Source organism: Tolypothrix sp. PCC 7601 (assembly GCF_025677855.1).
GTDB classification, from domain to species: domain Bacteria; phylum Cyanobacteriota; class Cyanobacteriia; order Cyanobacteriales; family Nostocaceae; genus Aulosira; species Aulosira diplosiphon.
The window spans coordinates 7,090,391-7,106,008 of the sequence record NZ_CP064879.1 but is presented as its reverse complement, the minus strand read 5'-3'; the positions used below and the strand labels follow the sequence as shown (position 1 = coordinate 7,106,008).

At 42.0% G+C, this 15,618-nt stretch carries 10 protein-coding genes; 6 read left to right on the top strand and 4 right to left on the bottom strand.

The window, feature by feature from the left end; translation table 11 throughout:
• Window positions 1–29: 29 nt before the first annotated feature.
• The 4 genes from HG267_RS28840 (at window position 30) to HG267_RS28825 (ending at window position 8,329) form a co-directional block, all read left to right on the top strand.
• Window positions 30–2,075: a contractile injection system tape measure protein gene (locus HG267_RS28840; RefSeq protein WP_052335216.1), complete on the top strand. Its 2,046-nt coding sequence runs from the start codon at window positions 30–32 to the stop codon at window positions 2,073–2,075.
• Between the two features lie 4 nt (window positions 2,076–2,079).
• Window positions 2,080–6,450: a DUF4157 domain-containing protein gene (locus HG267_RS28835; protein ID WP_045871008.1), complete on the top strand. Its 4,371-nt coding sequence runs from the start codon at window positions 2,080–2,082 to the stop codon at window positions 6,448–6,450.
• A gap of 6 nt (window positions 6,451–6,456) precedes the next feature.
• Complete coding sequence (locus HG267_RS28830; RefSeq protein WP_045871009.1) at window positions 6,457–7,035, top strand: hypothetical protein; 579 nt, start codon at window positions 6,457–6,459, stop codon at window positions 7,033–7,035.
• Window positions 7,036–7,123: 88 nt separating this feature from the next.
• Window positions 7,124–8,329 (top strand): YbjN domain-containing protein, encoded by a 1,206-nt coding sequence (locus HG267_RS28825; protein ID WP_052335217.1) that lies wholly within the window; start codon window positions 7,124–7,126, stop codon window positions 8,327–8,329.
• Here the strand turns inward: HG267_RS28825 and HG267_RS28820 are convergent.
• Window positions 8,326–8,745, bottom strand: coding sequence for a hypothetical protein (locus HG267_RS28820; protein WP_045871010.1), 420 nt, complete (start codon window positions 8,743–8,745; stop codon window positions 8,326–8,328). The two genes, HG267_RS28825 and HG267_RS28820, sit on opposite strands and share 4 nt — an antisense overlap.
• A gap of 634 nt (window positions 8,746–9,379) precedes the next feature.
• Between HG267_RS28820 and HG267_RS28815 the strand changes: the two genes are divergently transcribed.
• Complete coding sequence (locus tag HG267_RS28815; RefSeq protein WP_045871011.1) at window positions 9,380–10,183, top strand: DUF4157 domain-containing protein; 804 nt, start codon at window positions 9,380–9,382, stop codon at window positions 10,181–10,183.
• 493 nt (window positions 10,184–10,676) lie between these two features.
• Here the strand turns inward: HG267_RS28815 and HG267_RS28810 are convergent, their stop codons facing one another.
• A complete protein-coding gene (locus HG267_RS28810) occupies window positions 10,677–11,192 on the bottom strand; it encodes a hypothetical protein (RefSeq protein WP_045871012.1) in 516 nt (171 codons plus the stop codon).
• Between the two features lie 400 nt (window positions 11,193–11,592).
• Here HG267_RS28810 and HG267_RS28805 point away from each other — a divergent pair, with 400 nt between their 5' ends.
• The gene (locus HG267_RS28805; protein WP_235623058.1) at window positions 11,593–12,936 is read left to right on the top strand and encodes an ATP-binding protein; all 1,344 of its coding nucleotides are present in this window, start codon (window positions 11,593–11,595) and stop codon (window positions 12,934–12,936) included.
• A 431-nt stretch (window positions 12,937–13,367) separates the two neighbouring features.
• On the opposite strand, the gene HG267_RS28800 is transcribed toward HG267_RS28805, so the two are convergent.
• Window positions 13,368–14,789, bottom strand: coding sequence for an ATP-binding protein (locus HG267_RS28800; RefSeq protein WP_045871014.1), 1,422 nt, complete (start codon window positions 14,787–14,789; stop codon window positions 13,368–13,370).
• Window positions 14,789–15,163, bottom strand: a complete 375-nt coding sequence (locus HG267_RS28795; RefSeq protein ID WP_052335218.1) for a response regulator transcription factor — start codon at window positions 15,161–15,163, stop codon at window positions 14,789–14,791. Before HG267_RS28795 ends, HG267_RS28800 begins: the two co-directional genes overlap by 1 nt.
• Between the last annotated feature and the right edge of the window lie 455 nt (window positions 15,164–15,618).

The window sequence follows — 15,618 nt, the reverse complement described above, 5'->3', positions numbered from 1 at the left end:
CTCATCTTCCTCATCCCCCTCATCCCCTTATGAGCCAACAACGCCACATCATCGCCAAAACTGTACTAGAAATCGATACTGGGAACCTAGCAGATGTGTCGAGTTTACAAGAAGATGTTAGCCGCTTGCTTCAGCAGCAGATTGCGCCGAAAATGGAACGCCTTTTTGATCAACTGGTGGAGGGCGATCGCATTATCCGGCTAGATCAGCTAGTGGTCGAAGTTGGCTCGGTGGATCGGCAATTTTTGGCGGATGAATTTAGCAACAAACTATTAGCTGTACTAGAACAAACTCTGCGCGATCGCCTCTCTAATCCATTAATCACAAACAATACTGAAATTATTTCCCGCGATCGCTCTGGTGCTGATTGGGAAGTGTTGCTGTATTTTTTGCAGTTTGGGCGTTTACCCTGGTGGGTGACATCTGGAGAGTGGGAGGCTTGGTTTTCTCGATGGTTAGCAGTGATGCAGACTGAAACTGCTTGGCGCTTACCTTTGCAGGAATTGCTAGCAACTAACCCAGCCGTGCGTCAGCGTTTAGTTGAGCAGCTACCGGAAACCTTCCGCCACCAGATGATATTACAACTCCAACCTGCTTGGACAAGTTGGGCTACCCTGCTCACCCAAGCGCGCCAGCTGATACAATCCCTAGAAATTAGCAGCAGCACCGCCCGTTACCTAGATAGGCAAGCTTGGCTACTAATTTTGAGCGAAATCAACCCACAGCAGCCATCGGCTATACCTTTGCCAGCTGAGGCTTGGAGTCTTAACTGGCTAACTCAACTGGTGCAAACTGGGCAAGTTGATGCGATCGCGCAACAAAAACTACGCAGCAGTATTGCCGCATTGCCTATTAGCGAAAAATCTCTGTGGCTAAATGCACTTGCACAAGTATTAAATTTAACATCAGAAAACCTAAATTTATCAGCAGAGCAGAATGGCGATCGCCCAATTACTGATGGGGAAATTTTGCTGTACTTCTTAGCTTTTGGTCATCTACCACCAGGGCATTCTTCTGGTGATTTGCTGCCACGCTGGGAAGCCATTACCCAAACAGAAAATAATTTACAGATAAGACTGCGGGAATTACTGATAAATAACCCAGCTGCGCGACAGCGATTAATTGCACAATTGACAGAAGGCTTTCGGCATCAGTTGATATTAAAGTTACAGCCAGCCTGGACAAACTGGCGCACTTTGCTGGCGCAAGCAAGAGAATTGATACAGTCTTTAAGCCTCAGCGATGACACCTGCCAGCAATTAGAACGGCAAGCTTGGCTATTGCTGTTAGCAGAAATTGACTTAGATAATACACCAGTCAGACCTTTACCAGTTGACACTTGGAGCCGCAATTGGCTAGCCCAACTTTTACAAACTGCTCCCGAATTGCGGGAAATTCCTCGTCAGATCCTGAGCCAATACCTACGTGATATTATTGAAGCATTGCCAATTACCGAAAAATCTTTGTGGCAGACAGCACTCAACCAAGTGCTAACTTCTACATCGGTTGATATTAATACGCGATCGCAAAACCTTCAAGCAGCCCAAACCTTATCTCCAGCAGAAGAGATAGCCGGATTGTTTGTCAACCAAGCCGGACTGGTGCTGTTACATCCATTTTTACGGAACTATTTTCATGCTGTTGGGCTATTAGATGGTGATGCCTTTGCGGATGAGTCAGCACAGCAAACAGCGATTTACCTACTGCATTACTTGGCAACTCGGCAAACCGATGCCCCGGAATACGAATTGGTACTGCCTAAATTACTTTGTGGTTGGTTGCTCAACGAACCTGTAAACCGTAACATCGAATTACCCGAGGCTGCCCTCATGGAAGCAGAAAACCTCCTACAAACCGTAATCAACTACTGGCAAGCCCTGAAAAGTGCCAGCCCTGATGGTTTACGGCAAGGCTTTTTACAACGCGAAGGCAAACTTACCCGCAGTAGTGATGGTAACTGGCAGCTTCAAGTAGAGCAACAGTCAATAGATATCCTACTAAGTCGCTTACCTTGGGGACTGAGTATGGTGAAATTGCCCTGGATGGAAGAACTTTTGATTGTGGAATGGAACTAAGACCATGAAAACCACCGAGAACAAAAGCACCTCTAGTCAACAGCACGCCAAGGCAGATCAGTCCTGGGGAGTGCAGGAACGAGATCAAGCTTTTTTCTCGGAATCAGCACCGCAACAGACAGCTTTCTTTGATCCTGGTGCAGCATCCTGGGTACAACCCAAATTCATCGGTGAGCGATCGCTTTTCTTCTCACCTTCTACCACTGCCACAATTCAACGAAAATGCGCCACCTGCGAAGCCGAGGCAAAATCGCAGCTTGGGGCAGAACCAGCTGCTGAAACACCAAACATTCAGCGAATGCCTGCGTTTGAAAGTGAAGCTGAAACACCTACTATTCAACGAATGCCTGCGTTTGAAAGTGAAGCTGAAACGCCCAAGGTTCAGCGAATGCCTGCATTTGAAAGTGAAAGAGGAGTGCAAGCAAAACGCTTGTCCAGCGTCACTGCTATTACCCCAAAAACGCAACTAGCTACTGAAACCAAAGAACAGGAACCACAAGAAGAGGCGATCGCAGAAACCCCACAGATACAAAAGATGCCTGTGTTTGGCAACGCCGATGATGCAAATGATGGGGACGATAAAAACAGTAAGCAGCCCTGGGTGCAATTTAGTTTAACAATCGGTAAGCCAGGAGATACCTACGAGCGGGAAGCTGATGCAATGGCTGACCGAGTAGTAGCAATGCCCAGGTCAATAGGATCTAACTTAACAGCTAAAAACCTGGGAAGTCCCAACGCCCAACAGGTAAACCGTAAGCAAAGTGTGGCGATGCTGATGCGGCAAGCAGCAGAGGGTAGCCCCACCCCCGCACCCAAAAATTTAGAAAGTCGTCTCCAGTCCCAGAGTAGTGGTTCGCCTCTAGATACCAACACCCGCACTGAGATGGAAGGGGCATTTAATGCCGATTTTAGCGGAGTCCAGATTCATACCGGGTCAGAAGCCGCCACTTTGAACCAAGATTTAGGCGCGCGCGCTTTTACCCACAAAAATCAGATTTTCTTTAATGCGGGTGAATATCAACCAGAGTCGCAATCTGGGAAACACTTGCTCGCCCATGAGTTAACTCACACGCTGCAACAAGGAGCATCGGTACAACGCAGCCAGAACGCCACATCTCAGACTAGCGAATCCATGATTCAAGGTTCGTGGTGGGATGATTTGATAGATTTTGCCGACGATGTCGGCTGGAGAATTGTACGAGAATTTGCCCCAGGGCTAGAGCCAATTATCCGGAAAGGGCCAGATGGTATCTTTGAGTGGATCAAAGAATTGGTCGGTTCCGCCATCGAAGGCGTTTTCAACAATTTAATGAGTCCTGTACGAGCGATCGCAGGCATTGATAGCCAATTAACAGCCCAATTTGCACCGATATTAGCATCAATTCAAGCTGCGGCCAGTCAAATAGCAGCTAATGATTGTACGCCCATCCGGGAAGCCGCCGAAAAAATTGAGCAAGCGGCAATGCGGCTGATTACACCCATCGTCGAAAAATTACAGCCCGTCGTCGCCAAAATCAAAGATTTCCTCAACGGAGTTTGGGACAAAATCGGTGCGCCGATTTGGGGATGGATTCAGCAGTTTGCCTCCGCCCAATGGGAAAAAATTCAATGGTTGGGACAGAAGCTGCAAGCAGTTGGCAAGTGGATTTGGGATAAAACAGCCACAATCCGCTCAGTTGCCGATCGCATGTGGACTTGGCTGAAGAATAAACTGGGTATTGGTGACGGGGCTGAAGGACAAAACGGTCTGTTGCAATGGGTACAGAAAAAAATCGATGCCGCATGGACAGCCATTAAAGCCAAATTAGAGCCGTTTAAACAACAACTGATCTCCATTGGTTTGGCTGTTGGTGGGGTTGCCCTGGCTCTTTCCCCAGCCGGCCCAGTGCTGGCGATTGGTACTGCCGTTGTCGGCGCTGTAAAAGGATTGCGCTGGATTTCTGCCAATTGGGGCAAAGGAAATATGATTGTCCAGGCACGCACCTACGTGCAGCAATCCCTAATTCCTATGCTCATAGCAGGAGCAAATCGTTTTAGTGCCGCAGTTACACGCATGGCAAATGCCGTCAACTCTGCACTAGGTAGTTTAGCTACAGGTATGATGAATGCCGTCAGTGCAATCGGCGGTTCGCTGTTGCGAGTAGCGATGACTGTCGTGCAGTGGATTGCTGATAAAGTAGTTGCATTAGCAGATTGGGCTAGACAAACCCTCGGTAACCTAACTACTTGGTTAGAACAAACTCTGAACACCCTACAGACCTTCCTGCAAAAAATGCTCAACTTCTTTGCAGAGGTCGGTAAGGTTGTCTTAAATATCTGGTTATTGCCTGCATTTTTAGGTAAAACAGTGTGGAATTGGATACCCCAATGTATCCGCGACCCCATTATTGATTTCATTGGCCCGATCATCCTGCGCCAAATCGAGATATTCCAAGAATTAGCAAAAGACCAAGAGGCTTGGCAAAAGACGAAGGCCGACGTATTGAGGATTATTAATCTCGTATTCGTAAATCACGATTTGATGGGCGCAGTCAAAGCCACCTTCCATTTGATTCTGCGGGTGTTTAACGTGCCGCCGGAGTTGGTGGTGAGCATTGCCCAAAAAGCCATAAATGCCTGGGATACAGTCAGTAAGAAGCCAATCGAATTTATCAAGAATGCAGTCAGAGCGATTGGTCATGGTTTCCGGCGACTCTGGCAAAAGATTAGAGAACACATCACATTCGGTCTTCAAGGCTGGTTGTTTGGCGAACTAGCCGAGAAAAATATTAGCCCGCCCGTTAGCTGGAGTGACCCCAAAGCTATCTTTTACTTTGTATTAGACGTGCTGGGACTATCGATGGATCGCATTTGGGAATTACTTGCTAGGCGCTTCCCACCTGAAAAAGTAGCGAAAGTACGACTTTTATTTGGAAAAGCTGCCAGAGTTGTAGAGTGGATTACTCATGCGATCGACACCTCTAAATCTCCTGCGGAAAATGCCCAAGGCATCTTCAATCAGGCTAAAGAGTTTGGTGCCAGTATTTTGACGGGCATTGCCGAGTGGGTTGCTGGCAAGGTTGCCGAAGAATTGGCGATTTTAGCGGCAGCAGCAGCGGCTTCCGGCGGACTTTCTGAAGTTCTCGATGTCGTTCGCCGCATCTACAAAGCGATTAAGACTGCCGTTCGTTGGGCGCGGCGCATACTCGATATGGTGAATGAAACCTTCGATCATATTATTGATATCGCTGCTGGCAATTTAGAACCTGTCGGAGTCAAACTTGAGGAGATTATGCACCGTGCTATGCCTATAGTGATTGGCTTTTTAGCTGATCAAGTGGGCTTAGGAGGCGTTGGTCAGGCATTACGCGATGTTGTCGATAAACTCAGAGAAAAAGTGGACGCGGCAATTCTCTGGCTAATTGACAAGATTAAGGCAGGAATTGAAGCGTTGATTGGGGCAGTCAAAGCAGGTGTTAAGGGTCTACTGAAGTTTTTCGGTGTACGAGAGCTTTTTGAAGATGGTGAGGGCAAATCTCATGCTGTTTACTATGAAGATCAAGGTGGGGAACCTACTCTAATCGTCTCTAGTTCACCTAAACCAATTCGGGAGTTTCTTGATTTTTATGTGGACTTCAGAAATATCACTTCAACTTCTTCTAAGGGAAGTATGGTGGCGGATATTCGCAACTATCTATCAACACAAATTGAACCTGTAATTCGACAGATGAAGCAGGCAAAACGAGATGGTGATACAGCTACTGAGGAGAGTAAGCAAGGGGAACTTCTTCAGAAAAATACTGTACTTTCACAGAAGTTGCGCGATCTGATGGCTGGCGATCAAAATGTAGGGAAAATTATCGACAGCTACCGTCTGGAAGGAATGACAGGAACCTATTCTAGTATTCCAAATCCGACTTCCGATCAACTCACGCCCGATCATCAGCCCCAGGCAGCGATTCTTGTATGGGCGGCTTCAGAATCTTTCTTTGGATCAACTAGCAATATGGCTCGCCGCGCAGCAGGCAGGGCTGCAAGAGGATATGCTATCAATCTACATTTCAATCGACATATAGCAGGTAGGACTTATGGAGCCAAAGGGGATGGAACTAAAAATGCCTTCATTTCCAAAGCGAATCGCGAATTACGAGGTATCCGAACCAATCAGGAAAAACGCAACGTTGTAGTGGATTTAATGAAAGATGAGCTGGCTGCTGATGTTCAAAAAATGAGAGATGTTGCAGATCGGAGTTCCAAGAATGAGGTTTGGGCTGATATTCATGCATTAGATATTAGCCAAGCCGAGAAAGACCAACTGATCGGTACAATTAAGAGTAATATTTTGGCGGGTGAGAATCAAATAGCAAATCAAGATCTAGATAGTTTAAAGAGCTAATTCCCGATGAGTACAGACACATTACAAAAGTTTTATGAATTCTGCCATAGGGTAGACGGATTATTTTGCGATTTTGAAGTAGTGGAAGACGAAAAAAAATGGCTCAATTCTCTACTATTGCCAGAAGCAGAAGGGTTCTTTAAAGTAATCGGTATGCAAAAGAATGGTTCGTTAATCTGTTTCTGGTCTTACAAAAAAAATCTGCCTTTAGAGCAACAACCTATTGTATGGCTTGATAGCGAGGGTTTTCCAATTTCTGTTTTCTCGTCTGATGTGCCAACCTTTTTATCTATTTTGCCTTATGATACAGGTGCTATTTATGATATTTTGTTTGCTTGGCAAGAATACTGGAATTCTTCTATAAAGCGAAAAACTCCAACATCTAAATTTACAAAAAAAACGAAAATGTATCTAGAGATGTGCCAAGAAATTTACCCTTTTCATCAGCAATTTGTTGAATGGTTGAGAACAGAAGTAGGTGTGGAACCTGCCATTAATCCTGCTCAACTCATTGGTCAAGCAATAGAACATTTTCCTCGTTTAGATATCTGGTTAACTGAGAATAAATTAATTCGACGCGCTTAGTGAGAATATGCACTTTAAGCTAGGTATAATACTGGCATTATGTATAAAATGAAGAAGATATCTTAATTATGAAGAGTAGATATGTTTAATGAGCGATTCTATTAATAACTTGCTGAGGAAAGAACTTGTATTATTGAAGCCTTCAGGTTCATCAATACCGCTACAGTTTCTCGCCTTTGATCTGATTGAGCAAGACACTACTCTTTGTGAATGCCGTCTCACATTTCGAGTGACCTCACAACTTTATCAACAAATTGAAACTGAATCATTATTCAATCTCAAACCCGAGTTACGCGGTGCTTTTAATGTCGCCAGTTTTCATAGTGATGTTGATATTGAAATCGAAGCTACCCTACAACCTCAACTCTTACCTCAATTAGCAGAACACGCAACCGATAAAGAAAGTGCGATCGCCTACTTAACTACTTGTTCATCACCCAACCCATTACTCTCTACCGAAAGCTGGTTTGCACTAAAGGTTTCACAAAATCTAGAATCGGGCGAAATTGGTTATCGTACCTTCTGGTCTTACCTGAACCCTGCGAGTTTAACGCCAGATGCGATCGCAAACGGTCAGTTCCCTCAAGCAATGGAACAGTTTCTCAAAGACCGCAATGAGGCTAATTTATTAATGGCTGAACAAGCTATCTCAAAAGTCTTAGAAGAAATTTCTCATGATTTAAAAAATTGGGATGAAACTGAATTTCTCAAACAGACAGAAACCGCAATTTCAGATTTTTTCTCGGAAGTCACAAACGCTTTAGAAAGTTGGGTTGAGCCAAATCAAGCGATTGGTAAAACCAAAGCCAAGGGAAAAATTTATCAAGCAATGCTCGATTTTTTCTCCCAAGAAGATTGGGAATTTACCAAACTTAAAGGAGAACTTACTTTACGTCTTGCTTGCCAAGGAAAAAACGGACAATGGAACTGTTATGCTCTAGCTAACGAAGAGCAACAGCAATTTTTGTTCTATTCCATCTGTCCGTTAGAAGTACCTTCCCTGAATCGCAGTGCGATCGCCGAATTTCTCACTCGTGCTAATTATGGTATGGTGATCGGCAACTTTGAATTTAACTTTGACACTGGCGAAATCCGTTGCAAAACCAGCATTGACGTTACAGGCGATCGCATCACCTCAAGCCTCATCGAACGGCTGGTATATGCAAACGTTATCACCCTAGACCAATATTTACCAGGCATTCTAGCTGTGATTGCAGGAAAACTGTCGCCAACAGATGCGATCGCTCTTGTGGAAACTAATACTGATAGAGAGAGTGAAAAAGGCGATCGCTAGGTAGTCGGTTCCGGGGTAGCATCACGCCCAACTAAAATTTCTAGTTCAGCTTTGTTTTCGGGTTTATTCTCAGGTCCATTCTTCAAGTTAAACTTAAGAATTTTTGGATCGCTTCCTAATAAAGAAACTACTCCTGAACCCAAATAAAAATGAGGTTGGTCTAAGTCTATCTTGTCTGAACTATCGATACCGTATGAGAGTTTAATGTTTTTCTTAGCGTCGCTGTATATACTTGATTTAATCAGCAAGAAACTGATCCGTTTTCCTTCCGATGGTTGAACTTCTACAGATATGTCTTTTCCTGGTTCAATCGAAATATCAATTTTGTCATAGGCTTCTACAGCTAATTCCTTAGCCACATTAATTGTCGGGCCTCCAACTACTTGCACTGTCAGCGACACATTAACTTTTGCCATATTTACCTTCTTGTGTTGATAAGTGGGAATATCGGATTCATCACTTTTGCTGTTGGTTCCAACTCAACGTCAAATACTTAAAAAGCTGCTTGGCAGAGTTATCTTACGCCAGTTCTCTTAGCTAAGAGTCCAAACTTTGATAAGTCCACAGCCTATTTTGGTAAAAAGCCTTGATTTCCCTTAGATAACAAAAAATTACTCAATCTAGTAGCTGCTGATGACTGGCAATCTAAATAATAAATCATTAGCGTTCTGAAACCTAAATTTATCAACAAGGATTTACATTAGAAAAAGTTATAACTTCACAATAATTACTGCCTATAAATCGTTGAAGATGAGTGAATGATTATTTTTATCCTCAAGTCATCAATTCATAAGAAATATAAATGATTTAAAATTAAATTTATAAATTACTGTTTTATTTATATTTATTAAATATTGAATTTATTGTATTGTAAATTCCAGAAAAATTTTAGGATTTGCATTAATAACCAGGATTTAAAAATCAGAAGCTATTTGTTCATTCTGGTACAGAGCGAGTCAAGGAAACATAGCAATAAGACTATCAGTATTTTTGCTCTCAAAATGAGATAATTATTTCAATGTTAGAATTTTATTAACCTTAATTCCCCTTATGGTAACCTTCCAATTCAAACGCTCCCGTAAAGCACCTACTCAAGAAAACCATGAATCTTTCTTTAAAAAAGAAGGAAGTAATGAGAGTCATTTTTTCTCAAGCACTCAGGGAAATAGCATCCAAGCCAAACTCACTATTGGCAAGCTCAATGATAGCTTTGAGCGAGAAGCCGATACAGTTGCTGATGCTGTAGTGAATCATTCAAGTAGCGATCGCAATTCTCAGAATATTTCCTCACAGGCGATGGTACAGCGTCAACAAGACACGCTAAACTCCCGAATTCAACGCCAAGAGGAACCCAAAAAAGAAGAAGTGCAGACAAAACCAGAATTGCAACTTGCTGAAGAACCCAAAAAAGAAGAAATGCAGACAAAACCAGAACTGCAACTTGCAGAAGAACCCAAAAAAGAAGAAGTGCAGACAAAACTAGAACTGCAATTGGCAGAAGAACCCAAAAAAGAAGAAATGCAAACTAAGGTTGAGACTGGTACCCAAAAAGCAAACCCTTCTTTTTCTGACCGTCTCCAAAATAGCAAAGGGCGTGGTAATTTATTACCAAAAAAAACCCAAGCTGAAATGTCATCTGCTTTTGGTACAGATTTTAGCGATGTCTACATTCATACCGATGAAGAATCTGTGCAAATGAATCGGGAATTAAAAGCTCAAGCATTCACTCGCGGAAAAGACATATATTTTAATCAGGGAAAATTTGACCCCGATACAGTTACAGGGAAACATCTCTTAGTCCATGAACTAACCCATGTGGTGCAACAGAACCCAGACAAACGCAAGATTCAGTAAAACATTCAACTAGAGAAAACTTACAGATGTAATACCAATTATCAAAAATTCAGCAACAAATCCAAACTCAAAAACTAATGCTAAGGAAACATTTGAGTATGCCAAGAGATAATATGGCAAATATTTTCTCAAACATTGGATTTTAAAAGATATCGAATTTTAGTTTTTATATTAATTTTGTGAGGTGTTTTATGCTGGAATCATTGTTTTGGTTTATTACTTTTCCCTTCTTTTTGGCATTCATTATTGGGTTCATGAGCTATGGTATTGGTGAGATTGCTAATTCTGCCAATAAGAAGACAGAAAAAGATGCCAACCCAGTTTCATCATGAGTAAAAAGATTGGTAATTTGTAATTACGAAACTGAATCTTTTTTTATTTTGGTGAATTGTTGTTACGGCTAATTCCTATTGTCTCTAACCTTCCAATGTTTCATAGCCGTAACATAACGCCAGTGTTTCCAAGTTGGGAAACTACATTAAATAAATAACTTCTAACTGGTTTGTGAACTCTGGGATGATGCAGGTGAGGGAGTAGCTTCACCCCCTGCTGTAGTAGAATTTGGTTCGGCTTTCGACTCGTCGAATTTAATTTCCCAGCCAAACAAGTCTTTAATGAATGAATTAGCCCACTCAAATGTCCGCTCTAAAGGCCATAAAATAATTTTCAAAATTGCAACTATGAGTTCATCAATGCTTGGTTTTTTTGTCTCTATCCAAGTCCGAAAATAAAGACCACTTTTAAAACCAATACCCCATACCCAAATAATTAGGGCGCATAATAAGAGAAATAAAAAGGTAACAACAGTAATTATTTGCTTAACAATCTTCCAGGTTTTTGCCCCGGCTTTTTGGTAAACCGATGAAGTATCTTCTTCAAAAAGAGTTTGGAATAATTGGGTGATTTCTTGAAAAGGATTGTACTGTATAGGTTGAGCAGCATCTCTTGTATACAAAACCGGAAGGCTACTCAATGATGTTGGACTTTGTTGAATCTTTGTTTCTGGCATAAGTTTAGTCAACCTCTTAGTTTAATAGCACTACACTCAATGTACATTTCGATTGATTAGCAAAAATAGATATGCTTTTGTGGCAGCATCAGGAAAAACTAATGTTTGCGGCTAATTTAAAGAGAATTATGTCTAGTTTTGTAAACTCTGAAGCTGAAATTGTACTATGACGAGCTAAAGTTTGAGTGATTTTGCTTGTTATTTTACAATCATGTCTAATTTATTATGGGATGACATTCTGAGAAAGAAAATTGATATATAAATTAAAAACTCAATCATAGAGAAGCCAAAAAACTTATTTCTCGCGTTGTGCATCTCGACATAATATGTCCTTGTTACAAACCCCCAATTTTGTTATGGGTATTTTGAATTTTAAATTTTGAATTCGGAGCAAAGCGACGTGACGCAGTTGCTTAATGTTCAAACTCTAGAAAATGCACTCGATTACCTGGCTAAGGTGATTGAGTGGCGCATGGACTACCACTTCGGCAGTAATGAGTCAGTAAAAGCACCAATGCCTCATTTGCCAGATGAATGGCTGAGTGCTGAAACGCCCCTAAATAGCTTTATTCGCAAACATAAATTAGATACTGCGGAGCAACTAACTTTACTGATGGCGATCGCACCGCATTTGCAACCCGATTTTTTTGATCGGCTGATTACAGCTAACTTACCTCAAGCTGGGGATTATCCTCAAATTGGTGGCTGGCGGGGTAAGGCGCATCGGGGTTTTTTACCTACGGGTGAAACAGTACTGTTCATGCTAGGAGGCGATCGCTTTGCGGAAAGGCTGCGTTTGCAACAAATGTTTAGCGAAGAACATCCCTTTGCGCGCGATCGCGTCATCTATCTCGATTCACCTGCTGAGGGTGAACCGATGATGAGCGGTAAGCTGGTTATGCTTCAAGATTACGTCGAATTATTCACCCAAGGGAGCTTTTCTCGTCCCCATTTCAGTATTAACTTTCCGGCTCAACGCATCACCACAGAAATGGAATGGGAAGATTTAGTTCTGAATACTCAAACCTTACAACAGATTCATGAGCTAGAAGCTTGGATTACTCATAGCCGAACCATTCTTTATGACTGGAACATGAAAAAGAAGCTCAAACTCGGCTACCGAGCGCTTTTTTATGGCCCCCCTGGTACAGGTAAAACCCTCACAGCCAGTCTTTTAGGAAAATACACAGGTAAAGATGTCTACAAAATAGACATTTCTATGGTGGTATCAAAATTTATTGGGGAAACAGAAAAGAACCTAGCTAACCTCTTCGCGCGCGCTGAAAGTAAAGATTGGATTTTGTTTTTTGATGAAGCTGATGCGCTATTTGGTAAACGTACTAATGTCCGTGATGCACATGATAAATATGCTAACCAAGAAGTCAGTTATCTACTGCAAAGAATAGAAAATTATGATGGGCTAGTTATATTGTCTTCCAACTTAAAAAGTAATATTGACGAAGCTTTTATCCGCCGCTTTCAATCAATTATTCAATTTCCTATACCTAATGTCAAAGAGCGATCGCAACTTTGGCAAATGGCTTTTCCTTCCCAAATTAAGCTAGCTGAATCTGTAGATTTACCAAAGCTTTCAGCCGCTTACGAATTAACTGGCTCTGATATCTTAAATATAGTGCAGCATTGCTGTTTACAAGCACTCCAGCGAGGCGATGCGGTCATTCATCATGAGGATATACTTGACGCTATCAAGCGGGAATTAAACAAAGCTGGCAAAATTATGTGAGCCTAAAAATTACACCAATTTGAAAAAAGAATGCGACAGATTGTAGGGGCAAGGCACTGCCCATTGAGGGCGGGCGTTATACAAATACCTCGCGCCCTCATCCCCTAACCCCTTCTCCCGCAGGAGAAGGGGAACTAAATCTCTGGCTCCCTTCTCCCTGTGGGAGAGGGGCTGGGGGTGAGGGCAAAACCTTGCAACCAAGAGGTTTTCACGTTAAGTTGACACCATTGGGCACTGCCTTGCCCTCTAGAATATTTATTGATATGTCGCAAACATTATTAGGACTTACGCAAAAGTAACGGAATTACGTCATTACGAGCGCAGCGACGTAATCGCCTGATATTCTGGGATTGCTTCCCTACACTTCGTTCCGGTCGCAATGACAAATTTTGCTTGCGTAAGTCCTGTATTTGATTTGGAAGCATACCCGCTTAGGCTTTTAGTGGTAGAGAAATTATGAAAGTTGCACCTTGATTGGGAGGGCTAGTAGCTGTAATACTACCTTGATGAGCTTCAATAATCCGCTTAGTGATGGCTAACCCCAAACCATTACCACTACTTTTGCGTGAGGGGTCTGTGGTATAAAATTGCTCAAAAATCCGGGGTAAATCGCCTTCCTTGATTCCTTTCCCCTGGTCTTGAATTTGAATAATTGCTTGTTTTCCTCTGCTATAGCCAGAAATTAAGACTTGCGAGTTAGCTGGTGAATGTTTGATTGCATTATCTAATAAATTGAGAATTGCCTGTAATAATCGTTCGGGATCGCCTTGGATCGTGAGGGGATCTACATTCACTTGGAGAGCAATTTTCACGGTTTGCATTCGCGGTTCGATGGCGTTAACAGCACGGTTAATCAATCCTTGCAGTGAAATGCTTTGCTGTTCTAGTTGCGTGACTCCCGCTTCTAAACGTCCTAAATCCAAAAGGTCATGAATTAATCTTGCCAAACGTTTGATTTCGCTGTCGATAGTTTGAAAAAAGCGATCGCGTATTTCTGGTTCTTCATAGGCTCCGCCTTTGAGTGCGTCCACTGTCACCTGAACGTTACTGATGGGAGTACGCAGTTCGTGAGAAACATTAGCTAAAAACACCCGGCGTTCTTGATCTAGTGAAGCTAATCGTTCACTCATCCGGTTAAGTTCTGCTGCTAATTGATCCAACTCATTGTTTTCATGGATTGTTAGCTTATCGCCAAAATGACCGCCACCCAAGCGAATGGCAAAGTTCTGCATAATCTCAATCGGTTTTGCAAGACTACGCGCAAAGCGACTGCTAATTAATGCACAGAGTAAAATTGTGATTGCTAACGTGCCCAAGACACTCCAAAACACCCTAGCAAACTGTCGCTGAAACTGCTCCAAAGTAATCGACATTCGCAACACACCCAAAAATTGACCGTTGCGTTCAATCGGTCTAGCAATGTAGAGCCGATCCTCATTAGATAAAACTCCTTTAGCAACTCCTTGTTCTACGCGATTTTGTAGAGATGCGCGCATTCCCGCAACCGCATCCCAGTTTTTCACTCGGCTGTCTAGCTTGGGGTCAGAAGTCGCTATCAGGATACCTTGTGGAGTAAAAACTCGCAACGTCACATTTTGCGGTGCGCCATACCTTTGCACCAGTAACTTGACTCGGGGAATATCTTTTTCTTCTAGTCCATCTGCGACACTTTCACTTAATGCACTCGTCCAGTTATCCAGATCTACTTGTCGCATTCGCATAAAATAATCAGCGAACGACCACAGAATATAACCTGCTAACAGTGATGTGCCAAAAGCTGTCAACATTAAATATGTACCAAACAGCTTTGCATGAATCGTATTTAATTTAATTCGAGGTAAAAAGCCTTTCATCAAGGCTGCTCCTCTGAACGACGACGCAACACTGCTTTAATGCGCGCTAACAGTTCACGAGTATTGAAGGGCTTAGTTACATAATCGTCTGCGCCTGCTTCTAAACCCCAAACTTTATCTACATCCTGATCTTTAGCTGTCAGCATCACGATAGGGACATTAGAAAAGGCTCTAATCCGCCAACAAACTTCCATACCATCAACTTCTGGCAACATCAAATCTAGCAAGATGATATCTGGTACTTGCTTGTGAAACTGTTTAATTGCATTGTGCCCATCGACGGCTGTACTTACTGTATAGCCTTCTTTTTGTAATGTATATGTGAGACTGTCACGCAGGGCTGCTTCATCATCCACGAGTAAGACATGTGGCATTTTCACTATTAAACTTTGAGACAACTGTTAATATTATGTTGTGTACTTGACTGTATATTATACATCTATCTCAAGAAATAAATTTGATTATTTAATAGAAATTAAAAGGCATGATTTGAGTATTTCAAATTTTGAATTATGGTTGTAAATATTAACAATAAATAATAAAAAAACTTAATAAGATTGAGACAAAAAATAATTGATTTAAAACATCTTAAAAATTAGCTTATTAACTACATTTACATTGAAAGCCATAATTTACGAGAAAAGATTTGGGAATAAAATTACAGTAGATTCGATGTGTATGAGGTACAGCAACTAATTGAAAAAAGTAATGAGTAATAAGTCAATTTTCTACTCATTACTCATTACTCATTACTCATTACTCATGATGTACCTCACTTACTTAAAAATGCTGTATCTTCTCTTCCCTATTTCCTTTTGAAAAAATTCAA